The 21075-nt window shown below is 65.9% G+C and carries 23 protein-coding genes; 13 read left to right on the top strand and 10 right to left on the bottom strand.

The genetic code is table 11. The features are described 5' to 3' along the window. Positions 1 to 129 precede the first annotated feature (129 nt). The 6 genes from QZV93_RS15255 to QZV93_RS15230 all read right to left on the bottom strand — a co-directional run bounded on the left by QZV93_RS15255 (position 130) and on the right by QZV93_RS15230 (position 2989). On the bottom strand, positions 130 to 339 hold the full coding sequence (locus tag QZV93_RS15255) for a cold-shock protein (RefSeq protein ID WP_295559482.1): 210 nt from the start codon (positions 337 to 339) through the stop codon (positions 130 to 132). Between the two features lie 9 nt (positions 340 to 348). Continuing rightward, positions 349 to 615: a hypothetical protein gene (locus QZV93_RS15250; RefSeq protein ID WP_295559481.1), complete on the bottom strand. Its 267-nt coding sequence runs from the start codon at positions 613 to 615 to the stop codon at positions 349 to 351. Then, entirely contained in the window at positions 612 to 815 is a 204-nt protein-coding gene (locus tag QZV93_RS15245) for a hypothetical protein (RefSeq protein WP_295559480.1), read from the bottom strand. The genes QZV93_RS15250 and QZV93_RS15245 overlap by 4 nt, the downstream gene beginning before the upstream one ends. Positions 816 to 1267: 452 nt before the next feature. Continuing rightward, positions 1268 to 1807: a DNA starvation/stationary phase protection protein gene (locus tag QZV93_RS15240; RefSeq protein ID WP_295559479.1), complete on the bottom strand. Its 540-nt coding sequence runs from the start codon at positions 1805 to 1807 to the stop codon at positions 1268 to 1270. A 118-nt stretch (positions 1808 to 1925) separates the two neighbouring features. After that, the gene (gene queC, locus QZV93_RS15235; RefSeq protein WP_295559478.1) at positions 1926 to 2627 is read right to left on the bottom strand and encodes a 7-cyano-7-deazaguanine synthase QueC; all 702 of its coding nucleotides are present in this window, start codon (positions 2625 to 2627) and stop codon (positions 1926 to 1928) included. Continuing rightward, positions 2627 to 2989, bottom strand: coding sequence for a GFA family protein (locus QZV93_RS15230; protein ID WP_295559477.1), 363 nt, complete (start codon positions 2987 to 2989; stop codon positions 2627 to 2629). Before QZV93_RS15230 ends, queC begins: the two co-directional genes overlap by 1 nt. A gap of 213 nt (positions 2990 to 3202) precedes the next feature. Here QZV93_RS15230 and eno point away from each other — a divergent pair, with 213 nt between their 5' ends. The 8 genes from eno (at position 3203) to QZV93_RS15190 (ending at position 9895) form a co-directional block, all read left to right on the top strand. Continuing rightward, positions 3203 to 4492, top strand: a complete 1290-nt coding sequence (gene eno / locus QZV93_RS15225) for a phosphopyruvate hydratase (protein WP_295559476.1) — start codon at positions 3203 to 3205, stop codon at positions 4490 to 4492. A gap of 222 nt (positions 4493 to 4714) precedes the next feature. Beyond that, on the top strand, positions 4715 to 4990 hold the full coding sequence (locus tag QZV93_RS15220; RefSeq protein WP_295559475.1) for a septum formation initiator family protein: 276 nt from the start codon (positions 4715 to 4717) through the stop codon (positions 4988 to 4990). 288 nt (positions 4991 to 5278) lie between these two features. Then, positions 5279 to 6271 (top strand): thiamine pyrophosphate-dependent enzyme, encoded by a 993-nt coding sequence (locus QZV93_RS15215; protein WP_295559474.1) that lies wholly within the window; start codon positions 5279 to 5281, stop codon positions 6269 to 6271. A 4-nt stretch (positions 6272 to 6275) separates the two neighbouring features. Continuing rightward, complete coding sequence (locus tag QZV93_RS15210) at positions 6276 to 7610, top strand: pyruvate dehydrogenase complex E1 component subunit beta (protein WP_295559473.1); 1335 nt, start codon at positions 6276 to 6278, stop codon at positions 7608 to 7610. A gap of 242 nt (positions 7611 to 7852) precedes the next feature. Further along, a complete protein-coding gene (locus tag QZV93_RS15205) occupies positions 7853 to 8320 on the top strand; it encodes a hypothetical protein (RefSeq protein WP_295559472.1) in 468 nt (155 codons plus the stop codon). A 253-nt stretch (positions 8321 to 8573) separates the two neighbouring features. Further along, positions 8574 to 8873: a hypothetical protein gene (locus QZV93_RS15200; RefSeq protein ID WP_295559471.1), complete on the top strand. Its 300-nt coding sequence runs from the start codon at positions 8574 to 8576 to the stop codon at positions 8871 to 8873. Positions 8874 to 9042: 169 nt separating this feature from the next. Further along, a complete protein-coding gene (locus QZV93_RS15195; protein WP_295559470.1) occupies positions 9043 to 9330 on the top strand; it encodes a GlsB/YeaQ/YmgE family stress response membrane protein in 288 nt (95 codons plus the stop codon). A 103-nt stretch (positions 9331 to 9433) separates the two neighbouring features. Beyond that, positions 9434 to 9895 (top strand): type II toxin-antitoxin system RatA family toxin, encoded by a 462-nt coding sequence (locus QZV93_RS15190; protein WP_295559495.1) that lies wholly within the window; start codon positions 9434 to 9436, stop codon positions 9893 to 9895. A 16-nt stretch (positions 9896 to 9911) separates the two neighbouring features. Here the strand turns inward: QZV93_RS15190 and QZV93_RS15185 are convergent, their stop codons facing one another. The 4 genes from QZV93_RS15185 to QZV93_RS15170 form a co-directional block, all read right to left on the bottom strand. Then, positions 9912 to 10709, bottom strand: coding sequence for a pentapeptide repeat-containing protein (locus QZV93_RS15185; protein WP_295559469.1), 798 nt, complete (start codon positions 10707 to 10709; stop codon positions 9912 to 9914). Between the two features lie 101 nt (positions 10710 to 10810). After that, on the bottom strand, positions 10811 to 11287 hold the full coding sequence (locus QZV93_RS15180) for a nicotinamide-nucleotide amidohydrolase family protein (RefSeq protein ID WP_295559494.1): 477 nt from the start codon (positions 11285 to 11287) through the stop codon (positions 10811 to 10813). 145 nt (positions 11288 to 11432) lie between these two features. Next, positions 11433 to 11930: a MarR family winged helix-turn-helix transcriptional regulator gene (locus QZV93_RS15175; RefSeq protein ID WP_295559468.1), complete on the bottom strand. Its 498-nt coding sequence runs from the start codon at positions 11928 to 11930 to the stop codon at positions 11433 to 11435. 130 nt (positions 11931 to 12060) lie between these two features. Next, positions 12061 to 13260, bottom strand: a complete 1200-nt coding sequence (locus QZV93_RS15170) for a bifunctional 2-C-methyl-D-erythritol 4-phosphate cytidylyltransferase/2-C-methyl-D-erythritol 2,4-cyclodiphosphate synthase (RefSeq protein ID WP_295559467.1) — start codon at positions 13258 to 13260, stop codon at positions 12061 to 12063. A 179-nt stretch (positions 13261 to 13439) separates the two neighbouring features. On the opposite strand from QZV93_RS15170, the gene dusB reads away from it, so the two are divergent. From dusB to QZV93_RS15145, 5 genes are all read left to right on the top strand, one after another. Continuing rightward, a complete protein-coding gene (gene dusB / locus QZV93_RS15165) occupies positions 13440 to 14465 on the top strand; it encodes a tRNA dihydrouridine synthase DusB (RefSeq protein ID WP_295559466.1) in 1026 nt (341 codons plus the stop codon). Between the two features lie 56 nt (positions 14466 to 14521). After that, the gene (locus tag QZV93_RS15160; RefSeq protein ID WP_295559493.1) at positions 14522 to 15640 is read left to right on the top strand and encodes an ATP-binding protein; all 1119 of its coding nucleotides are present in this window, start codon (positions 14522 to 14524) and stop codon (positions 15638 to 15640) included. A 4-nt stretch (positions 15641 to 15644) separates the two neighbouring features. After that, positions 15645 to 17090, top strand: a complete 1446-nt coding sequence (gene ntrC / locus QZV93_RS15155) for a nitrogen regulation protein NR(I) (protein WP_295559465.1) — start codon at positions 15645 to 15647, stop codon at positions 17088 to 17090. A gap of 347 nt (positions 17091 to 17437) precedes the next feature. Further along, entirely contained in the window at positions 17438 to 19738 is a 2301-nt protein-coding gene (locus QZV93_RS15150; protein WP_295559464.1) for a PAS domain-containing sensor histidine kinase, read from the top strand. Positions 19739 to 19777: 39 nt separating this feature from the next. After that, positions 19778 to 21075, top strand: a 1298-nt coding sequence (locus tag QZV93_RS15145; protein WP_295559463.1) for a sigma-54 dependent transcriptional regulator, incomplete at its 3' end; no start/stop codon positions are given.

The following is a 21075-nucleotide window of genomic DNA, read 5'->3' as shown; positions in this document are numbered from 1 at the left end:
GTCAATGTCGCGGATTGACGACGCATGTGCAGTCGCATGGCGCGGCGTCGAAAGCCGACGATCGGGGAGCAAATGACAAGGCCGCCTCTTGCGAGGCGGCCTCATGGAATTGTCCGGGTACTTTCGCGATCACTCAGTGCGGATATTGCCGACTGCGATCTTGCCTGATCGGCGATCCTCCTGGGTGTCGAAGGACACCTTCTGCCCTTCGCTCAAGGCGGAGATGCCGGCGCGCTCAAGCGCGGTCGCGTGAACGAACACGTCCTTGCCGCCGTCGTCCGGTTGGATGAAGCCGAAGCCTTTTTGATGATTGTAAAACTTGACGGTGCCTACTTGCATGTTTGTTCCTTATGAAAGCACGACGTTGGAGTTAATTCGTTTCAGCGGGTAATCTTCACTCGCATAGAGGTTTCTGATCGCGACATCGTCGAAGCGTTCCTCGTTCACCTCCAAGACGGCGCCGGCGAGCTTCTCGGCTTCCAGTTCCTCAATCGCGTACTGAATCGCTGCTGCCGCCGAGACAAATCGCTTGTAGGACACCAACTTGCGGCGAAAGCCCTTTCCTTTCGAGGGAAACAGCTCGGCGGGCGCGCCGTAGTCGAAAGTTGCGGTCATGTCTGCTCCTCGTGGAGGCTCGAGAGCTCGCGTTCCTTGGCAATGCGCTCGATGCCAACCTCTGTGGATTTGATCCGATAGGTTAGATCCTGGCCCTCGGCGGGCATCAGACGCAGAACGGTGAAAACCGATGGCGCGGTCGCCGTGCGCGGCGAATGAAAGATTACACGCTCGCCGATCTTGAACCTGTGCGCCGCCATTGCCTTCTCCAATTGTCCTGTTCTCGTGATCCCCTGTCCGCTTTGCAGCTGGCTTAGTCGCTCAACCTTTGCCCATAAGTCGGCGCAAACGGTGTTATCGGCGCCACTGAGCGAGGCACCGATTGCGACGCGTTCCAGCCAAGCCCTCGTCAACGCCACGTCAAGAAGCTGCAGCGAGTGGGGGCCAAAGCCTGGCGGATATTCGGGGAAGGGCATGACGGTGCTCCACATGGCGGGAGCACAAAGCATCTCTCAGTCACCGGTGCCTGTTGTTCCGGCGATAAAGGACATATGGGGTAGGGGGGAGCGAAAGTCCAGCTCCAAAGGAATTAATGGCTTGATTGGCGAACGGAAACCAGTCCGTGTGCGCTGTGCCAAATCGCAAGGATCGCTGGCCGATCACGCAGGCCCTCTCTCCACGCGGAGCAGAGAGGGTACAGCGGTGCGGCGTGTCAGTGGCCTTCGACGGAGGGGCGGCTCGCCTCGAACAGGAACCATAGGCGGCGCTCGGCTTCGTCCGTCCAGTTGTCGATCAGCGCCGATGTGGCGTTGTCGCGGTGCTCGTCGGCGAGGCCCTTCAACTCGCGCAGCCGCGCCACCAGATCCTTGTTGTCGTCGCGCAGCTCGGCGAGCATGTCGAGCGCGTCGACATAATCGGCATCGTTGTCCTTCACCCGCTGCAGCTTGGCGATGTTGCCGATCGAGCGAATGGTCGTGCCGCCGATCTTGCGTACGCGCTCGGCGATGTCGTCGGTGATGGCGAAGATCTGGCTCGCGTGCTCGTCGAGCATCAGGTGGTAGTCGCGGAAATGGGGCCCGGACACGTGCCAGTGGAAATTCTTGGTCTTGAGATAGAGCGCAAACACGTCGGCGAGCAGCTCGTTGAGCGCGCCGGAGAGATCGCGGATGGCGTTGTCGCCGAGATCGCTCGGCGTGGCGAGCGGGGCCTTGCGCAGCGCGGCGGCTTTCTTGAGATCGGTCTTCTCGGCCATGGGGGGCTCCATCGGGTTTTTCGAACGGGTTCGGCGTCCCTAAGTTAGGAACCCGACGTTGGAAAAGGAAGGCCGCACTTTCGTACGCGGCTGACACGGCGTTAATGGCGATCCGGTATCACGTCTGAGCCTTCCAGACCGCCCAGCCGTTGGCGCGGAGCTGGCATGCGGGGCATTCGCCGCAGCCCCAGCCCCAGTCGTGATGCTTCGTGCGGTCGCCCAGATAGCAGGTGTGCGTCTCCTCGCGGATGAGGTCGATGAGCGGCGCGCCACCCAGCTCGTCGGCCATGGTCCAGGTGGCGGCCTTGTCGACGTACATGAGCGGGGTCAGGACGGCGAACTCGCGATCGAAGCCGAGGGCGATAGCTTCCTCCTGGGCGCGGATGGTATCGGCGCGGCAGTCGGGATAGCCCGAGTAGTCGGTCTCGCACATGCCGGCGACGAGGCTTGCGAGGCCACGGCGGTAGGCGAGGGCGGCGGCGTAAACAAGGAACAGGAGATTGCGTCCGGGCACGAATGTCGAGGGCAGGCCCGCCTTCGTCATCGCGATTTCGGTCGCACGCGTGAGCGCGGTCTCGCTCAAGCGGCCGAGCTCGGCGAGCTCGATCGTGTGATCCGAGCCGAGACGGTCGCCCCATTGCGGAAACGTGGTGCGGATCCGATCGAGGACGATCTGGCGCTGGGTGAGCTCCACGGCGTGGCGCTGGCCGTAGGCGAAGCCCACGGTCTCGACGCGCGGAAAGCGCTCGAGCGCCCAGGCGAGGCAAACCGTGCTGTCCTGCCCGCCGGAGAAAAGGACGAGCGCGCCTTCGGCGGACATCAGAAGCTCTTTCCGTCGATGCGGTTGATCTTGAGGGTGTCGGGATCGATCTCGTCGATGCAGCGCACGTTGAGCGCGATCACCGGCGTGCCGTCCGGCATTGCGCCGCGGGCGAAGCTGGTGACGCCGCACGTGCGGCAGAACAGATGATGGATGACATGCTTGTTGAACTGGTAGTCGGCGAGCGCGTCGCTTCCCGACTGAAGCGCGAAGTCGGTGGCGGGAATGAAGGCCAAAAGGCTCCCCTTGCGACGGCACATGGAGCAGTTGCAACTCAAGGCCTCGCCGATCGGCGGGCTCTTGGCCTCGTAGCGCACGGCGCCGCAGTGACAGGAGCCGTGATAGGTGCGTTGCTCAGTCATCGGCACTCCTTCGCTGGCATGAGGTCGTGGTTCGCCGGCATGAGGTTCGCGGCCGGTGCGGGTAGGGCGGTCTTACCCTAAGGGGTATTTCCGTCCTAGCCGAACCCGGCTACAAGGCGAGCGGCATTCTGCGGGGGCCGCGCGCGCTGGTGCCTGCCCGAACGCGACCACTCATAAAAAACGGCTGTATATCAGACTTCTAAGGAAACTCCCATGACCGCTATCGTCGACATCCTCGGCCGCGAAATTCTGGACAGCCGCGGGAATCCCACCGTCGAGGTCGACGTGATGCTGGAAGACGGCTCCATGGGGCGCGCGGCGGTGCCGTCGGGAGCGTCCACTGGTGCGCACGAGGCCAACGAGCTGCGCGACGGCGATGCCAAGCGCTACCTCGGCAAAGGCGTGACGAAGGCGGTCGATGCCGTCAACGGCGAGATCTCGGATGCGCTGATCGGGCTCGATGCCGAGGACCAGCGCGGGCTCGACGCGGCGATGATCGGCCTCGACGGGACGAAGAACAAGAGCCGCCTCGGCGCGAACGCGATCCTCGGCGTGTCGCTCGCCGCTGCCAAGGCTGCGGCGGAAGCCTCGGGCCTTTCGCTCTACCGCTACGTCGGCGGCGCGTCCGCGCACGTGCTGCCGGTGCCGATGATGAACATCATCAACGGCGGCGCGCATGCCGACAATCCGATCGACATCCAGGAATTCATGATCATGCCGGTGTCGGCTCCGACGCTCGCCGACGCGGTGCGCGTGGGCGCGGAAATCTTCCACACGCTGAAGAAGGGCCTCAAGGAGGCCGGGCACAACACCGGCATCGGCGACGAGGGCGGCTTTGCGCCGAACCTCAAGAGCGCGGATGAGGCTCTGGGCTTCATCATGAAGTCGATCGAGAAGGCTGGCTACAAGCCCGGCGACGACGTGATGCTGGCGCTCGATTGCGCTTCGACCGAGTTCTACAAGGGCGGCAAGTACGAGCTGCACGGCGAAGGCAAGAGCCTCGATAGTGCCGGCATGACCCGCTATCTGGAGGATCTCGTCGCGCGCTTCCCGATCATCTCCATCGAAGACGGCATGGCCGAGGACGATTGGGCCGGGTGGAAGGCGCTGACGGATGCCATCGGCAAAAACGTGCAGCTGGTCGGCGACGACCTGTTCGTCACCAACACCGAGCGGCTGGCGCAGGGCATCAAGACTGCGACAGGCAACTCGATCCTGGTCAAGGTCAACCAGATCGGCACGCTGACCGAAACGCTGGACGCGGTGTCGATGGCGCAGCGTGCGGGCTATACGGCGGTGATGTCGCATCGCTCGGGCGAGACCGAGGACGCCACCATCGCAGACCTCGCTGTGGCGACCAACTGCGGGCAGATCAAGACGGGCTCGCTCTGCCGTTCGGACCGTCTCGCCAAGTACAACCAGCTGATCCGCATCGAGGGCGAGCTGGGCGATGTGGCGCGCTATGCGGGCCGCTCCATCCTCAAGGGCGCGCGGGCGGTCTGATCATCCAATCATCGTCGCTGCCACTGGCCGCCGTCGTCTCGGACGAGGAGGCTGACCCGCGCCGGCATCAAAACATGCCGCGCCGGTACGGGGCTTTACCTCGTTTTAATGTGGCGGGGCCTATAGTTCCAATGTTCCCGGATCTTATAGCGCGTAACGTCGAACATCCCTGTGTTGCGTCAGCCCATACATGATCGGCGAGCCAGGTTGCGGCAGGCGACGGTGTTGCTTCTCTGCCTTGGTTTGACAGCCTATTTCGCCTTTCACACTCTCAAGGGCCGCCACGGCCTCGAGGCCAGAGACAAGCTGCTCGAGCGCGAAAGCGCTCTGCAGTTCGAGATCCAAAGCCTCGAGGCTGTGCGTGCCAAGCTTGAGCGTGATGTGGCGCTTCTGCGCCCTGATCTGCCCGATCCCGATTTCGTCGAAGAGATTGCGCGCGGCGTGCTCGGCTTCGCCCATCCGCGCGACCGGGTCCTCCTGGACGGGCCGGCAGGTTAGCTGCCGCCATCCTCTGCGTCGCGAATGCACGCGATGCGCGGCACCGAAACCATGCATTCTCAGCACGCTTCCGGATTGCTCATAGCGCCGTCAAGCTGCCACACGCTTGGGCAACGTATCCATCCGCGACGAAACGCGGACACCGCGGCCGCTGCACTGCAGCACGGCGGGCGCTGGCCTCAGGGCAGTCTCGTCGTGTAGGTTTCGTCTTATGTCGGCAGAGTCACGGCCGGAGCGGACGCCGGCGCCGTTGCCGCGTTCCCATTTTCACGCGTTTCAGGAGCAGAAATGACGGGCAGCGCCCATGGTCCCACGGATGTCGACGGCCTTGCGTTCTCGCCGGCCGAGGACATCGCGGCGTACCGGAGCATGCTGCTCATTCGCCGGTTCGAGGAGAAGGCAGGCCAGCTCTACGCGCTGCAGGCCGTGCATGGCGTCTGCCCGCTTTGCATCGGGCAAGAGGCGTCCATCGTCGGAATGGTGATGGAGGCGCGCGAAACCGATCCCGTGGTCACAGGCTATCGCACGCACGGCGCGCTGCTCGCGCGCGGGGTCGATCCCAAGCTCATCATGTCGGAGCTGACCGGACGCGCAACGGGGCTTGCACAGGGCAAGGGTGGAACGGTGCGGATGTTCGCGCCCGAGCATGGTTTCTACGGCGGGCATGGAAACGCCGGGCTCGGGGTGCCGCTCGGCGCTGGGCTCGCCTTCGCCTCGCGCTACCGGCAGGACGGCGCCGTGACGCTCTGCTTCTTCGGTGACGGCGCTGCGGCACGGGGGCGCGTGCTCGAAACGTACAAGCTCGCGGCGCGGTGGGCGCTGCCGATCGTCTTCATCGTCGACAACAACACGGCCGCGCCCGGCGCCAGCATCGTGCTCGGCTCGCTGCCGTCGGCGATCTCGGAAGTCGGGACGCCGTTCGCGGTGCCCGGCGAGCAGGTGGACGGCATCGACGTGCATCGCGTGCGCGCCGCGGGGCGGCGGGCGATCGAGCGGGCACGGCGCGGCAAGGGACCGACGGTGCTCGAAATGCTGACCTATCGCTATCGCGGCCACGGCGGCATGCCGGCGCGTCCAGGCGGGGGCGCGGAACGGCGGATCGAGGATGCGGATCCGGTGACCAAGGCACGGGCGCGCCTGCTCGCGTTATCGATTCTGAGCGAGCGTGAGCTCAAGGCGCTGGAGAGAAGCGTGAAGGACACCGTCGTGGCCGCGGCCGCGGCCGCACGCTCCGGGCCGGCTCCGGAGAGCCGCGACCTCCTTGCGCAGATCGAGGCCTAGCCGAATGCGCCGCGAGATCCTCATGCCGCCCGTGACGCCATCGATGACGGATGGGAAGATTTCGCGCTGGCACGTGGCGGAAGGACAGGCTGTCGCCGCCGGTGATTTGCTGGCGGAGGTGGAGACCGCGACGGCGACACTCGAGATCGAGGCCGAGAACGAAGGACGCGTGGAACGCATCCTGGTGCCGGCCGGCACCGAAGGCGTGAAGGTCAACACGCCGATTGCGGTTCTGTTCGGCGGCGGGGGCGAAACGCCGTCGCCGCGGGCCGGGCTGCATCAGCCGCTTGCCTTTGCCGCTTTCGAACCTGCGCGCCGGGATCTCCCGCAGACGCCCGGACGCGGCGGAGCGGTGCGTGCGAACGAGGCCGAGGTCACCTATCGCGAGGCCTTGCGCGACGCGCTCGCCGCAGAAATGCGAGAGGATCCGCACGTCTTTCTCATCGGCGTGGACGTGGCGCAGAACCGCGGCGCGGCGAAGGTTGCGCAGGGCCTGATCGACGAGTTCGGACCCCAGCGCGTGGTATCGGTGCCGGCGCTCGACGAGGCGGTATTCGGCATCGCGGTCGGCGCGGCCTATGCGGGGCTGAAGCCGGTTGTCGAACTCGGCTCCTGGGGGCGTTCGCTGGAAGCGCTGTGGCCGGTGCTCACGGAGGCGGCGCAGACGTTCTATCTCTCCGGCGGACGCCTTGCGGTCCCGGTCGTGTTTCGGGGGCGGAACGGCTTCTCTGAGGGCATGACCGGCGAGGATTCGCGCTGCGTGGCTTCCGCGCTGGCGCAAATTCCCGGCCTCAAGGTGGTGCAGCCGGCGACGGCCGGGACGGCGGGCGGACTGCTGCGTGCGGCGATCCGCGATCCGGGCCCGGTGGCGGTGCTCGAGCATGAGCTGCTCTATCCCCTGCGGGGGGCGGCGGATGCATGGGCGGGTCCTCTCGGCGCAGCCCGCATCGCCCGTGCCGGGAACGACGTGACGCTCGTCGCTGCCGGCCATGCGCTGGCCGTCGTGCTCGAAGCGGCCGCGGCTCTGGCTTGCGACGGCATCGAGGCCGAGGTGGTGGATCTCATGTGCGTGCGGCCGCTGGACCACGAAACCGTTGCGGTCTCGGTGGCACGCACGGGGCGGCTGGTGACGATCGAGGACGGGTGGGGGGATCTCGGCGTCGGCGCGGAGATCGTGGCCTCCATCGCCGCCCGCAACTTCGGCGACCTCAAAAGTGCGCCGGTGAGGATCGCAGGCGCCGCGGTGCCCATGCCCTACGCCGCCGAGCTCCAGGCGGTTGCGCGGCCGACGCCGGAGGCGATCGTCCGTTCGGTGTCCAAGCTCGTGCGCGGCAGCTAGAGCTTAGTGATTCGCAAAAAATGCGCGGTTACAGCGGATTTCGGCCTTCGCGGACGCCGCAGACGCACGTTTTCGATGTGGCGGCCCTGCAACGGGGGCTTGGTTTCCACTGATTCGCCCCTGTCAAATTGGTCAATGCACGGGCATTTTGGGTGGGGCTTCTTGTGACCCGCTCGGAGTCGACCGTAGACCAGAAAAACGTACAGGCAACACATGCCCTGAAGTACGTCACGGGGGACACCATGCATAAATCGTCAGCATTACTACTTGCAGTTTCGAGTGCGGCGCTGCTCGCCGGTTGCTCATCGTCGGGCGGAGGCCTGTTCGGAAGCAATCCACTCACGACGCAATCGATCTCGACCTCGCCTTCGGCACCAGCAGTGGCGGCCGCGCCCAAGGTCGATCCAGCCTGCTATTCGATCGCCCAGCGCATCGAGACGCTGCGCAGGGACGGGCTCACGGAACGCCTGGAAAAGGCGGCTGCCGGCAAGTCAGCCAACGTGTCGGTCAAGCGCGCCTCGTTGCAGCAGGCGGCGGAGCTGGACAAGGCCAATGCCGAGTTCCAGGCCAAGTGCTCGGCTTTCGGTCCGCGTCCGATGCAGGCGGCGGTTGCGCCAATTTCGCCAGCCGGAACCGCGGCTGCGCCGCCGGTGGTCAATTCCGCGCAGGTGGTTCCCGCCACGGCGCCGCCGGTCGTCCAGCAGCGCTAAGCGGCTCGCAAGCCTGCCCTTACGTACCCACAGCGCAAGCGGTGTAGCCGTCTTTGTGCCTGCCAGTCCCCCGTGCTGGCGGGCACGTCGTGCTTGCAGGATGGGCTTGGATTCTCTACAGGATCCCTTGCTGCTGCTTCGTGGCCACACTTTTGCGCGATTGGCTTGAGAAGAGCGGCCAGGGGTTCAACTGCTCCTTAGAAGACTCTAACGTGCACAACGACGTTTTTGCTTCGAGAGGGACTTCCGGATCATGACTGCGAGGATGCGCGGCGGCGCGTTTCGTCTTGCTCTGCTCGGCGCCGCCGGGATGGCTGTGCTGGTGGGTGGTTGCGCCTCCGGCGGAGCCGGCGGTCCCACGAGCAAACAGCTTGCCAACGGCGAAACCTGCGGTTCGATCAAATCGCAGCTCAACAAGCTCGACGCGAGCGGCGTGCCGTCCTCCGTGCAGGCGCAGGCCGCCGGCAAAAAGATCAGCGCCAAGCAAAAGGCCGACGCGGATCTCTACAATCGGCTGCTGAACGACTATCTGGGCGCGCGCTGCCACGTCTGAGCGGGGTGGGCGCCAAGCTTTCCAATTTCCATCGGATTCCTCGCCCTATGGCTGCCTGAAAGGCGCCGTAGCGGGCGTCCTGTCTTCGCGCTAGTGTTGGCGCCGTTTCCCGAGCGGACGGGCTCAAAGACCCGGCGCGGGACGCTATCGAAACCTAGGGGAGCTCAAGATGGATTACTGGCAACTCGCCGCCGACAACAAAGTCTGGATCATCATGATCGTCAACGGCCTGATCGCGGGCTGGTTGGCTGGATTGTTGCTCGGTGGCGGCGGGTTGATCCGCAATTTGCTGGTGGGCCTGATCGGCGCCGTGGTCGGCGGCTACCTCGTCAGCGCGGGCCTGCTGACGCTGCCCTACGACTTCGACAGTTACGTGCCCTACGGAAACCAGATCGTCGTCTCGACAATCGGCGCCTTGCTGGTGGTGATCGTCGCAAGGTTCCTCGGCGGACGCTGAAGGCGGCTTCGGCAAACCCGAGCACTCAGCGGGGCTGTAGGATCGCCGCGGCGCGTGGCCTATGCTCGCGCCCATTCGATTGCAGCTTTCCCAGGATCTCCCGTTGCCGAACTTCCGCACCGTCAAACACGTACCCTTCACGCCGCGTGAGATGTTCGACGTGGTGGCTGACGTCGAGCGCTATCCGGAGTTCCTGCCGCTTTGCGAGGGGCTGGTCGTGACCCAGCGCGCGGCGGGCGAGGGGGGCGTTGCCGAACTCACGGCGACGATGACCGTCGGCTACAAGGCCATCACCGAGCGCTTCACGACGCACGTCACGCTGGATCCGGACGCGGGCCTGATCCGCGTTCGCCATCGCGATGGGCCGTTCACGCACCTCGAGAACACGTGGCGGTTCGAGGCGGCCGGGGCGGGGTGCGACGTCAATTTTGCGATCGACTACGCGTTCCGCTCGGCGATGCTGCAGCTGATTGTCGGCGCAGCATTCGACAAAGCCGTGCGGAGCTACACGGAAGCGTTCGAAGCGCGCGCACGGACGCTTTACGGGGCGCGTGCGGGGGCGTGAGCCAATGACGCGCGCGTCAGTTGAGGGCTTTGTCGCGATTGCGCACGGTGTCGAGGCCGGTCGCCGTATCGAGGCCTTTGGTGCCAGCGAGCCGTGTGCTGTCGAGATCGGCGAGGCTGAGGTCGGCACCGGTCAGATCCGCACCGGTGAGATCCGCGTGGGAGAGATCGGCATTCTTCAGCCTGGCACCCTTCAGATTCGCGCCCTGGAGGTTGGCGAAGCGTAGCGACACGTGCGAGAGATTTGCGCCTGACAGGTCGGCGCCCGAGAGGTCGGCGGAGTCGAGGCGCGAGCGCCAGAGCACCTCAATGAACCCGGTGTCGCTCTGAGGAGCGAGGGTTACGCCCGACATGCGGGCGCCGGCAAAGCTTCCACCGCTGAACACACCGAAGAGCTGCGCCTTGGTAAGATCGGCGCCGGTAAAGCTCGGGCTCTCGCTGCGGTTCCATTCAAAGGACGTCGCCGTGGTTGGGCGGAGCAGGCTCGCGCCGGCGAGGTTGGCGCGGTCGAAGCGGGCGCCGATGGCAACGATGCGATCGAGCTTGGCGGCGCGCAGATCGACGTCGCTCAGATCGGCGCCGGTGAGGTCGGCACCAAACAGATTGGCCCCCGACATGTGAGCCTTCTTGAAATGCAGGCCTGCCAGGTCGAGGCCGGCGAGATCGCGCTTCGAGAAATCGAGAGGCGCGGCGTCGTTTGCCTTATAGAGCTCCTCGGTCACCTGGCGCGCGGTGAGATCCGCGGCATCGGCCGACGCCAGCGGCTGCACGGCTGCGAGGGCGACACAAAGGGTAGCGATGCGCGATCGGGTCAATGGGCACCTCGGAAGCCGGGCCGCTGTGGCGGCCAACCTAGCCGGTGGATTTCAGAAGATCCATTGAACCTTTTACGAGCGCGGGCCTGCCGCGGATCCTGTTATGCGGAGATGGCCCGCTCGAGAATGGCCAGCGCTTCGGCGACGGTGCGGAGGCGAATGGCGGAGCGACCGAGGTCGCCGAAGCGGAACGCGTGCGCGACGGCAGGTTTTCCGGGGACGGCGAGGCCGATATAGACGAGGCCGACCGGTTTTTTCTCGCTGCCGCCGCCCGGGCCGGCGATTCCCGTCACGGATAGGGCTACGTCGGCGGCCGAGCCGCGGCGCGCGCCGGCGGCCATTTCCTCGGCGACCTCGGGGCTGACGGCGCCGTGCCGCAGAAGAGTCCCCAAGCCGACGCCGAGGTCCCCGACCTTGGCGGCGTTGGAATAGGTGACGAAGCCGCGCTCATAGACGTCGGAGGCGCCGGCGATCTCGGTGAAAAGGCCGGCGAGGAGACCGCCCGTGCAGCTTTCGGCCGTGGCGAGCTTCCACGAGCGGGAGCGCAGGCGAGCGATCAGGCGCTCGGCGTCAGACATCAGCGCGGGAGAGAACATCGGGAGCCTCAAAATCGCGGCTCAGTCTAACGCGTGAGAAGCGCGTTGGCTGCCGAAACAGTTCGGGGCGCACCTTGCGGAGCGCCCCGAGCCTGAAAGGCGTTGTGACCTGTGACCGGTGCCGCGCTCAGTCGGCGATCATCTTCTCGGCGAGGCGCAGCAGATCGTCGAGCTTGGCGCGCGTCTCGACACCCATGGTGGCAACCGAGCGCGCCTGGGCGGCCTGCCAAACGGGGTACGCATCCTTGAGCACGACCTGGCCCTTGGCGGTCAGATGCAGTCCACGGCCGCGGCGACCGGCGGGCGGATCCATGATGATCATGCCGAGCGCGAGGAGGCGCTTCAGGTTGCGGGAAAGAGTCGACTTCTCGATGTCGAGCTCGTGTCCGATCTCGACGGCGGTGATGCCATCGCGGGACGCGAGCTGGGCGAGGAGCGTGTATTGGCTTGCGGTGATCCCAAGCGGGCGCATGGCGTCGTCATAGAGGCGCGTGATGATGCGCGAGAGCTGGCGCACGCGGGTGGCGAGACAGGTCGCTGCCGTGGTCTCGGCGATGTCGGAGATGTTGGCGCTGCCGGTGTCGCCGGTCTGAGGACGGTCGAGCGTATGGGTCATCAGGTTCATGGAGTTGGCCCCCGGGGGAATCGCTTTTGGTCATACAACCACCTTGACCGGTGATGCCGCGATTCTGGCGGGGGGGTCAACGCGAGCCCGGAGCGGAGTTGAGGAAAAGCCGGGATGGCGCCGGGCACGCTCAGGCCGGGAGCAGCACGGTTGCCGTCGCCAACGCGGCCAAGCCTTCCTTGCGGCCCGTAAATCCTAGGCGCTCCGTCGTCGTCGCTTTGACGGCGACGCGGGTGGCGTCGATGCCGAGCATGGCGGCGATGGCCCCTCTCATGGCGTCCCTGTGGGGTCCGATGCGGGGCTCCTCGCACAGGATCGTGAGGTCGACATTGGCAATACGGCCGCCGCGGGCAGCAACTCGCTTTGCCGCGTCCTCCACGAACAGACGGGAGGGCGCGCCTTTCCAGGCGGGATCCGATGGCGGGAAGTGCTGGCCGATGTCGCCGTCACCGATGGCGCCGAGGAGCGCGTCGGTGAGCGCGTGCAAGGGTGCATCGGCGTCGGAATGGCCGTCGAGGCCCTTGTCATGGGGGATGCGGACGCCGCCGAGCCAGACGTGATCGCCGGGACAGAAGGCGTGGACATCGAAGCCGGTTCCCGTGCGGGGCTCGAAGGCCGGCTGGCTCGATGTCATCAACTGCTCGGCCATGGCCATGTCCTCTGCGATCGTGATCTTGAAGTTGCGCGGTGAGTCGGTGACGAGCGCGACGTCGAAATTCGCCCATTCCGCGATGGCGGCGTCGTCGGTGAAGGCGGGAGCCCCGGCTCGTGCGGCACTCGCATGGGCGGCTTCGATCTCGGGGAAGCGGAAGCCCTGGGGGGTCTGCGCCTTCCAAAGACCGTCGCGGGCAATCGTCTCACCGATCAAGCCGTGGCCGCTTTGGCGTTTCAGCGTGTCGGGCAGCGGGACGGCGGCGATGGCGCCGGTGTGCTCTTTCAAAGCCGCGACGATGCGCTCGACCGTGTCGCGGGCGACGAAGGGCCGGGCGGCATCGTGAATCAGCACCACGCCGGGCGGAGACGCCGCGCGCAGGGCCTCGAGGCCGAGACGAACCGACTCCTGACGTGTCGCGCCACCGACAACGGGAGGCGTGAGCTTTCGCGATCGGCCGGATACGGCCACCTCGTAGAGGTCGCGGTCATCGGGGTGAATGACGACTGTGATGGCCGCGATGCCGGGGCAGGCCTCGAAGGCGGCGATGGCATGGGCGAGGACCGTACGATCGCCGAGCTGGGCATATTGCTTCGGCACCGGGCCCGGGGTCGCCGGTCCGTTGCGCCCAGCGCGGGTGCCGCGGCCGGCGGCGACGATCAGGGCGGCGGCTGTCACAGAAGCATATCCATGTTCGAGGTAGGTCCGGACGGGACTTAGCCCGCGGCGCGGCAATTGGGCAATTGCAGAGCGCTTGTTCTCGCTTGCGCATCTGCCCGAGGCGGACTAGGGTGCCTAAATCCAAGGCACTGTAATCTTGTGCTTAAATCATAGGCAGACACAAGGGGTCCTCGCCTTTGCCGCAGCTCAGGATCGGCTCTCAAGCTCCTGTAAATCCTGTATTTCTCGCGCCCATGACCGGCGTGAGCGATCTTCCGTTCCGTTGCCTGGTACACGCCCTTGGCGCCGGGTTGGTGGTGTCGGAGATGGTGGCAAGTGCCGAGCTGGTCCAGAACCGGGCAGATGTCCTCAGGCGTGCGGAAGGCCAGGGTCTCACTCCGTTCGTGATGCAACTCGTCGGATGCGACGCGCGCTGGATGGCAGAGGGGGCGCGGATCGCGGAGGCCAAGGGCGCCGATATCATCGACATCAACATGGGCTGCCCCGCGCGCGAGGTGACAGGCAAGGCGTCGGGTTCGGCGCTGATGCGCGATCTCGATCACGCGCTCGCCCTGATCGAGGCGGTGGTGGCCGCTGTCTCGGTGCCGGTCACGCTCAAGATGCGCCTCGGCTGGGACGACCGTTCTCGCAACGCGCCCGAGCTTGCACGCCGCGCGGAAGGTGCCGGCATCCAAATGATCACGGTGCACGGGCGGACGCGCCAACAATTCTTCAAGGGCAAAGCCGACTGGTCGGCCGTTCGCGCGGTGAAAGACGCGGTGGGCATTCCGGTGATCGTCAACGGCGACATCGTGACGGTCTCGGATGCACGCGAGGCATTGGCTGCCTCCGGCGCCGACGGCGTCATGATCGGCCGCGGGGCTTACGGCGCGCCGTGGCTGCTCGGGCGGATCGCGGCCGCCCTCGCCGGGTCGGACGATGCCGGTGCGCCGCCACTCGCCGAGCAGGGGCGGATCGCGCGCGAGCACGTGGAAGCGATGCTGGGGCACTACGGCGCGTTCCTCGGCCTGCGCAACGCCAGGAAACATATCGGCTGGTATCTGGAGACGAGCGGGCATCGGGACGGCGCGCGCAAAGCGTGGCGCCAACGCCTCTGCACGGAGGACGATCCGCAGGTCGCGCTGGCATTGCTCGATGCATTTTACGGCGATGCGCCGGATCGTGATGTTTTGTCCCCGAGCGTCCTGGAGAGAGCTGCGTGAGCAAAAGAGCCGCCGAGCGCCCGATCCCCATTCGCAAGCCGGTCGTCGAGCACGACATGCTGCTCGGGGCGCTGCCGCATCCGATCCTGGTCATCGGCGAGGACAATCAGATCGTCTACGGCAACGCGGCCGCGGAGCTTTTCTTGTCGACAAGCTCGACGATGATGACACGGCTCAAGCTCGACGACGTGATCGCATTCGGATGCCCGCTTTTGGCTCTGGTCGATCAGGTGCGCGAGAGCGGGTCCACGGTCAACGAATACGAAGTCGAGATGGCGAGCCCGAAGTTCGCCACGCCGAAGCTGGTGGATGTTTATGCCGGTCCGATGAACGAGGGGCATCCGCTGATCGTGATCATGCTGCAGCAGCGCAGCATGGCGCATATGATCGAGCGGCAGCTCACGCACCGGGCCGCGGCGCGCTCTGTTTCGGGCATGGCGGCGGTGCTCGCGCACGAGATCAAGAATCCGCTGTCGGGCATCAAAGGCGCGGCTCAGCTTCTGGAGCAAAACCTTTCCGACGAAGATCGGGCGCTGTCGCAGCTCATCTGCTCGGAGACGGAGCGGATCCGCAATCTCGTCAACCGCATGGAGGTGTTCGGCGACGAACGGCCGTTGGCCAAGGAGCCGGTCAATATCCACGATGTGCTGAACCACGTGCGCCGCCTGTCGGAGTCGGGTTTCGCCCGCGGCGTGCGCATCGTCGAGGATTATGATCCGTCGCTGCCCCCCATCCCCGGCAATCGCGACAAGCTCGTGCAGGCGTTCCTCAACCTGGTCAAGAACGCCGCCGAGGCCATCGGCGACAACAAGGACGGGCATGGGCGCATCGTCATGCAGACCTCGTTCCGTCCCGGCGTGCGGCTGTCGGTGCCCGGCGCGGAAGCGCGCATCACGCTGCCGCTGATGATACAGATCGAGGACAACGGTTCGGGCGTTCCCGACCACCTCAAGCCGCATCTTTTCGATCCCTTCGTCACGACCAAGCACAACGGCACCGGCCTCGGTCTCGCTCTCGTCGCCAAGATCATCGGAGATCACGGCGGCATCATCGAATGCGACAGCGAGGCCAATCGTACCGTGTTCCGCGTTCTCCTGCCGATGCAGGACCATGTCTCCAAACCCACCACCGGGCCTTTCCGACGGCCGGTTCCAGTCAATGACAGAAACAGGTAGCCCCATGGCCCGAGGCACCATCCTCATTGCGGACGACGACACAGCCATTCGCACGGTGTTGAACCAAGCGCTGGCACGAGCGGGCTATGCGCCGCGCGCCACAGGCAACGCAGCAACGCTCTGGCGCTGGGTGAGCCAGGGCGAGGGCGACGTGGTCATCACCGACGTGGTGATGCCGGACGAGAACGCGTTCGACCTCATTCCACGCATCAAGAAGGTGCGCCCGGAGCTGCCGATCATCGTCATGAGCGCGCAGAACACGCTGATGACGGCGCTGACGGCGGCCGAGAAAGGCGCTTACGAATATCTGCCGAAGCCGTTCGACCTCTCGGAGGTGGTTGCTGTCGTGAGCCGTGCGCTGGCAGGGCCCGGACGGCGGCCGCGGGCGGCGACCACGGACATGGACAGCGAGGAGCTGCCGCTCATCGGCCGCTCGCCTGCCATGCAGGAGATCTACCGGGCGCTCGCCAGGCTCACACAGACCGATCTCACGGTGATGATCCAGGGTGAGAGCGGCACCGGCAAGGAACTCGTGGCGCGGGTGCTGCACGACTACGGCAAGCGCCGGCAGGGGCCGTTCGTGGCCATCAATATGGCCGCCATCCCACGCGAATTGATCGAGAGCGAGCTGTTCGGCCACGAGAAGGGTGCCTTCACGGGCGCGCAGACGCGTACGCCCGGCCGCTTCGAGCAGGCGGAAGGCGGCACTCTGTTCCTCGATGAGATCGGCGACATGCCGCTCGAAGCCCAGACGCGGCTTCTGCGGGTGCTGCAGCAGGGCGAATACACGACCGTCGGCGGGCGTACGCCGATCAAGACCAACGTGCGCATCATCGCGGCGACGCACCGGGATCTGAGAAGCCAGATCCAGCAGGGGCTGTTCCGCGAGGACCTCTATTACCGGCTCAACGTGGTGCCGCTCCGGCTGCCGCCGCTGCGCGAGCGTACGGAGGACATCGGCGATCTCGTGCGTCACTTCCTGAGGCAGGCGGCGCGCGAGGGACTGGGCCAGAAATCGATCGAGACGGCAGCCATCGAACGGCTCAAGGGGCATCCGTGGCCCGGCAACGTGCGCGAGCTCGAGAATTTCGTGCGCCGCGTGGGGGCGCTCTATACGCAGGATACGCTGACGCAACAAATCATCGATCAGGAGCTCGCCGAGGTGCTGCCGAAGCGGAGCACCTCGTCGGAGAGCGAACCCAAGGACTTCTCGGAGATGGTGGAGCGCTATCTCGCGACCTACTTCGCGAGCTTCGGCAAGGAGCTACCGCCTCCCGGCCTCTACGACCGGGTGATCCGGCAGGTCGAGCATCCGCTGCTCTCGGCCGCGCTGGCGGCGACGCGCGGCAACCAGATCCGTGCCGCCGAGCTTCTCGGGCTCAATCGCAATACGCTCAGGAGCCGAATCAAAGCGCTCGACATCCGCGTCTTCCGAACGCCGATGCCTTAGGCTGGCGTCCGGATCGGGCTGCAGGCCGGCGCCGGCAGGACGCCGCGATGCGGCCGAACGCAGGCGGATGGCCATATGGGTGGAGCGCCGATCCGGGCTCGGCCTGCCGCTCCGCCTCGTTCATGCAACTCACCTTGATCCGCAACAGGGCGCGTGGCCTGCTTGCACACAGGTCCTTCGGTCGCACCGATTGCGTCGCAAGAATGTCACAGTTACAGTGTGACTTGTGCCCGGCGCACGCCACCCTTTCGATCCGAACGTGGCGAAGACGCACAACCGAGACCATGTCCGTGCTCGGAATGTAACACTCAGTGGGCACGCGATACGCGGCAGCAACGGAAGGCTCCATGAGCGGCAAAGGCTCAACCACGGCCGGATGGACGGACGGCGCGGCTTCGCCGTTGCTCGACCTGACCGACCGTGCGTTCTGGATCGGCCTTGTGGTCGTGGTGCTGTCGCTCGTCTCGGCGCTCGCGACCTATCTCATCCTCACGGGGCTCACGCCTATCGCGCCGCGCGACGACATCGTGCTGGGTGCGCTGCTGATCAACGTCATCCTGATCGCGGCCATGATCGGGGTGATCGCGTGGCAGGGCTACGGCATGTGGCGGGCCTGGCGGGCGAAACTCGCGGGCGCGCGGCTGCACGTGCGCATCGTGCTCCTGTTCTCGATCACCGCCGCGCTGCCGGCGATGCTGCTCGCGGTGGCGGCGACGACGACCTTCTCGCGCTCGCTCGACGGCTGGTTCTCGGCGCGCACGCGGGCGATCATCAACAATTCCGTCGAGGTGGCGCAGGCGTACGTGGTCGAGCACGGCCAACAGCTGCGCACGGATCTCGCCAACATGGTGCGCGACATCGACTCGGCCGCGGATCACATCCCGGCCGATACGCCCGAGTTCAAGCAGCACGTGATCGCTCAGGCCGGATTGCGCGACATCCCGGCTGCGTACGTCATCGACGGCAAGGGCGATCCGATCGTCGCCGCGCTCGAGGACAAGGGCATGCCGTTCACTTCGGTTCCGCCCTACTACCTGGGGCAGGCGGAGACGGGGCAGGTGGCGCTGTTCACGCCGACGGGCACGTCGCAGGTTTCGGCGGTGGCCAAGCTCACCCGGTACCCGGACCACCTTCTCTACGTCACCCGACTGCTCGATGCCAAAGTGATGGGGCACCTGCAGCGAACGGCGCAAAGCGTCGACGAATATAACCGGCTGCGCGCCGCGCGCGGCGGGCTCAAGCTGGCGCACGGCCTCATCTACACGATGATCTCGATGACGGCGCTGCTGGCCGCGATCTGGGTCGGCTTGTGGTTCGCGAGCCGTTTCGTGGCGCCGATCCGGCGCCTGATCGGTGCGGCACAGCAGGTTTCCCGCGGCAATCTCGCGGTGGAGCTGCCGGAGCGGCGCGGCGAAGGCGATCTCAGGCGCCTTTCCTCCACCTTCAACACCATGACGCGCGAGCTCAAGCATCAGCGGGACGCTCTGGTGACGGCCAACGAGCAGCTCACCGACCGGCGGCGCTTCATGGAAGCGGTGCTGTCGGGCGTCTCGGCCGGGGTGATCGGTCTCGACAGCCAGGACCGCATCACGCTCGTGTCGCGTGCGGCCGAGCAACTGCTGGCGACGACGGAGAGCGAGATCGTCGGCACGAAGCTTATCGATGCGCTGCCGGTCCTGGCGCCGACCCTCGAGCGGCGTGAAGAGCAGGGGATCAAATCGCGCGGTGCGCAGGAGATCTCCATCACCATCGGCGACGAGGAGCGCACGTTCGCAGTACGGGTGACGCGCGAGAAAGCGGGGCCGGGCGATGTGGGCAGCGTGGTGACATTCGACGACATCACGGAGCTGGTGTCGGCCCAGCGCACGTCGGCGTGGGCGGATGTGGCCCGGCGCATCGCGCACGAGATCAAGAACCCGCTGACACCGATCATTCTCTCGGCCGAGCGCATCCGTCGCAAGTACGGTCGCGTCATCGTCGACGACCGCGAGACGTTCGACAAACTCACCGCCACCATCGAGAGACAGGCCGGCGACATCAAGACCATGGTCGACGAGTTCGCGTCGTTCGCGCGGATCCCGAAGCCCGTGATCGAGATCAACGATCTCAGGGATGCCATCACGGATTCCGTCATCCTGTTCCGTGAGAGTCACGGCAGCGTCGTCTACGGGCTTTCACTGCCGGATGGGCCGCTCACCGCGGCATTCGATCGCCGGCTTCTGACGCAAGCGGTGACCAATCTAGTCAAGAACGCGACGGAAGCGGTGGAAAGCACGGTCGAGGCGGATCCGGGGCGGCAGGGGCGCGTGGACGTGGCTCTGCGTACCGACGCGACGACGGTGGCCATCGAGGTGATCGACAACGGTCCGGGCCTGCCGAAGCACAACCGCTCGCGGCTGCTCGAGCCTTACGTCACGACCAAGGGCCACAAGGGTACGGGGCTCGGACTCGCCATCGTGGCGAAGATCACCGAGCAGCACGGCGGACAACTGCTTCTCGACGACGCGCCAGTGACGAGCGAGCGCCCGAGCGGCGCACGGGTCACGCTGTCGTTTCCGAGTTCCATTTTGACGGCGAAGCCCGCGTCGGGAGATCCCGGCGGCGACGAGGTCGCGCAGATACGCGCGGCCGGCGGGCGTGAGATTTGAGTGATACGAGACTGACGAGAGCACGAGGGAGTTGAGCAAATGGCTGCAGACATCCTGATTGTCGATGACGAAGCGGATATCCGCGAGCTCGTGGCGGGCATTCTGGAGGACGAGGGGCATCGGACGCGCCTCGCCCGCGATAGCGACGAGGCGCTGCGGATCATCGAGGAGCGCCGGCCGCAACTCGTCATCCTCGACATCTGGCTGCAGGGCAGCCGCCTCGATGGGCTCGAGGTGCTGTCGGTCATCAAGCGCACGTATCCGGAGCTGCCGGTGGTCATCATCTCGGGCCACGGCAACGTCGAAACGGCAGTGACGGCAATCAAGCGCGGCGCCTACGACTACATCGAGAAGCCGTTCAAGGCGGACCGGCTGGTGCTCGTCACGTTGCGCGCGCTTGAGGCATCGCAGCTCAAGCGCGAGGTGCGCGAGCTCAAGGAGCGCTCGACGGTGTCGGCGGAGATGATCGGCAAGTCGCCGGCCATCAACCAGCTCAAGGGCGCCATCGATCGCCTGGCGCCAACCAACAGCCGCATCCTGATCCGCGGCTCGTCCGGCGCCGGCAAGGAGCTCGCGGCGCGCATCCTGCACCAGAAGTCCCAGCGCGCGGACGGACCGTTCATCGTGCTCAACGCGGCGTCGATGGCTCCCGATCGCGTGGAGGAGGAGCTGTTCGGCACCGAAGATCGCTCGGGCGGCCCGCGCAAGGTCGGCGCGCTCGAGGAAGCGCACGGCGGCACGCTTTACATCGATGAAGTTGCGGACATGCCGCTCGAGACGCAGGGCAAGGTTCTGCGCGTGCTCGTGGAGCAGAAGTTCCAGCGGCTCGGTGGGGCGCAGAAAGTGTCCGTCGATGTGCGTATCGTGTCCTCTACAAGCCGGGATCTCGAGCGCGACATGGGCGAGGGTCGCTTCCGCGAGGACCTCTATCATCGCTTGAACGTCGTGCCGCTGCGCGTGCCGGGCTTGGCCGAGCGGCGCGAGGACATTCCCGACCTTATCCAGTATTTCGTCAGCCAGCTTTCGCAAGCGTCCGGGCTGGCGCCGAGGCGCATCGGCGAGGATGCCATCGCGGTGCTGCAGGCCCACGACTGGCCGGGCAACGTGCGCGAACTCAGGAACAACATCGAGCGGCTCATGATCCTTGCGGGCGGCGACCCGGGCGCCGTCATCACTGCGGACATGCTGCCGGAGGAGATCGGCTCCAACGTACCGCTGCCGGTCAACGGCGGGGCGGAACATCTCATGAGCCTGCCGCTGCGCGAGGCGCGCGAGATCTTCGAGCGCGAGTATCTGCTCGCCCAGATCAACCGCTTCGGCGGCAACATCTCGCGCAC

The organism is uncultured Hyphomicrobium sp. (assembly GCF_902826555.1).
Classification (GTDB): Bacteria; Pseudomonadota; Alphaproteobacteria; order Rhizobiales; family Hyphomicrobiaceae; genus Hyphomicrobium_C.
Note: the sequence above shows the minus strand (reverse complement) of the source record. Positions and strands in the feature narration are given on the sequence as shown.

Coding starts and splice junctions, on each gene's coding strand:
- QZV93_RS15255 (WP_295559482.1), bottom strand. CDS start 339: ATGCAAGTAGGCACCGTCAAGTTTTACAATCATCAAAAAGGCTTCGGC.
- QZV93_RS15230 (WP_295559477.1), bottom strand. CDS start 2,989: ATGACTGAGCAACGCACCTATCACGGCTCCTGTCACTGCGGCGCCGTG.
- QZV93_RS15160 (WP_295559493.1), top strand. CDS start 14,522: ATGCTGCTCGGGGCGCTGCCGCATCCGATCCTGGTCATCGGCGAGGAC.
- ntrC (WP_295559465.1), top strand. CDS start 15,645: ATGGCCCGAGGCACCATCCTCATTGCGGACGACGACACAGCCATTCGC.
- QZV93_RS15150 (WP_295559464.1), top strand. CDS start 17,438: ATGAGCGGCAAAGGCTCAACCACGGCCGGATGGACGGACGGCGCGGCT.
- QZV93_RS15245 (WP_295559480.1), bottom strand. CDS start 815: ATGGCGGCGCACAGGTTCAAGATCGGCGAGCGTGTAATCTTTCATTCG.
- QZV93_RS15205 (WP_295559472.1), top strand. CDS start 7,853: ATGCATAAATCGTCAGCATTACTACTTGCAGTTTCGAGTGCGGCGCTG.
- QZV93_RS15250 (WP_295559481.1), bottom strand. CDS start 615: ATGACCGCAACTTTCGACTACGGCGCGCCCGCCGAGCTGTTTCCCTCG.
- QZV93_RS15180 (WP_295559494.1), bottom strand. CDS start 11,287: ATGTCTGACGCCGAGCGCCTGATCGCTCGCCTGCGCTCCCGCTCGTGG.
- queC (WP_295559478.1), bottom strand. CDS start 2,627: ATGTCCGCCGAAGGCGCGCTCGTCCTTTTCTCCGGCGGGCAGGACAGC.
- eno (WP_295559476.1), top strand. CDS start 3,203: ATGACCGCTATCGTCGACATCCTCGGCCGCGAAATTCTGGACAGCCGC.
- QZV93_RS15210 (WP_295559473.1), top strand. CDS start 6,276: ATGCGCCGCGAGATCCTCATGCCGCCCGTGACGCCATCGATGACGGAT.
- QZV93_RS15195 (WP_295559470.1), top strand. CDS start 9,043: ATGGATTACTGGCAACTCGCCGCCGACAACAAAGTCTGGATCATCATG.
- QZV93_RS15215 (WP_295559474.1), top strand. CDS start 5,279: ATGACGGGCAGCGCCCATGGTCCCACGGATGTCGACGGCCTTGCGTTC.
- QZV93_RS15200 (WP_295559471.1), top strand. CDS start 8,574: ATGACTGCGAGGATGCGCGGCGGCGCGTTTCGTCTTGCTCTGCTCGGC.
- QZV93_RS15240 (WP_295559479.1), bottom strand. CDS start 1,807: ATGGCCGAGAAGACCGATCTCAAGAAAGCCGCCGCGCTGCGCAAGGCC.
- QZV93_RS15175 (WP_295559468.1), bottom strand. CDS start 11,930: ATGAACCTGATGACCCATACGCTCGACCGTCCTCAGACCGGCGACACC.